Raw genomic sequence first — 1,141 nt, forward strand, 5'->3', positions numbered from 1 at the left:
GATTGGCAATGGCCCGCGCCACGTCACTGTGCAGGGCCAGCACATTTTCCAGCTTGCGATCGAAGATGTCCGCCCACAGATGGCGGTCTGAGGCCGCCTCGATGAGCTGGACGTTGATGCGCACGTCATCTCCGGCGCGTAGCACGGAACCCTCTATCAATGCATGCGCCTGCAGCTCCCGGGCGATCTCCCCGAGGGATTTGTCCGACCCTTTGTACCTCAAGACGGACTGCCGGGAAATGACCGTCAGCGCCGCCAGCCTGGACAGCTCGGTAAGCAGCGCGTCGTGTATTCCGTCCACGAAGTATTCCTGCTGCGGGTCGTTCATCAGGTTCGCAAAGGGCAACACGGCCAGGCGGGTGATCTGCCCCGGTCTGATGGAGGGCACCCGTTCGCTCGTCCACCACCAGACCACTCCCGCCGCGATGAGGAGAACCATCACGCCTGCCTGGACCCAGCGGGCACGCAATGGCTTGCGGAGCACCAAGCGTGCCAGCCGCAAGAACCCGGCTTCCTGCTCCCACGGCAGCACGAGGCGGTAGACCGTCACCGGCTTCTTGATACCCTTGAGCTCTTTTTCGCCCAGCAATTCCAGGGGCAGGTCAATCTTGTTCTCAATCTGGTGCGCCACATCCTCGGACACGCAGATACCCCCCGACGATGCCAGCGGCTCGATGCGGGAGGCGATGTTCACCCCGTCACCCAGCACGTCGTCCCCTTCAAACACCACGTCGCCCACATGCAGGCCGATGCGCACCTGGACGCGCCGCTCCGGGACCACGACGGAGGTGTGGGCCGTCAGGGCCTTCTGGATGTCCACGGCGCACCGGGCCGCCTCCACCGCGCTGGCGAACTCCACCAGGAAGGCGTCGCCGATGGTCTTGATCTCTGTGCCGTTGTGCTGGGTGAAAAGGGGACGCAGGAGTTGACGATGTTCTTCGAGCAGCTCCAGGGCCAGGGCCTCGTTCTTTTGGGAGAGGGCGGTGTAACCCACCAGGTCGGTGAACATGATGGCGGCGAGTTTGCGCATGGGAACCTCGCGTTACATATATTTATCGAATATCCGTCAGGGGGAATATGCGAAGAAATAACGGGGATTACAAGAGGTTAGGCTAGGAGACCTGTCAGCCCACGGATTTAA

1 protein-coding gene is annotated in these 1,141 nt (G+C 62.0%); it reads right to left on the reverse strand.

Annotated elements, in window-relative coordinates:
* The coding region (locus tag FVQ81_18540) for an adenylate/guanylate cyclase domain-containing protein (protein ID MBW7998530.1) at positions 1-1,030 on the reverse strand (1,030 nt) is incomplete at its 3' end.
* Positions 1,031-1,141 lie beyond the last annotated feature (111 nt).

The sequence above is a fragment of the Candidatus Glassbacteria bacterium genome (assembly GCA_019456185.1).
Taxonomy (GTDB): domain Bacteria; phylum Gemmatimonadota; class Glassbacteria; order GWA2-58-10; family GWA2-58-10; genus JAJRTS01.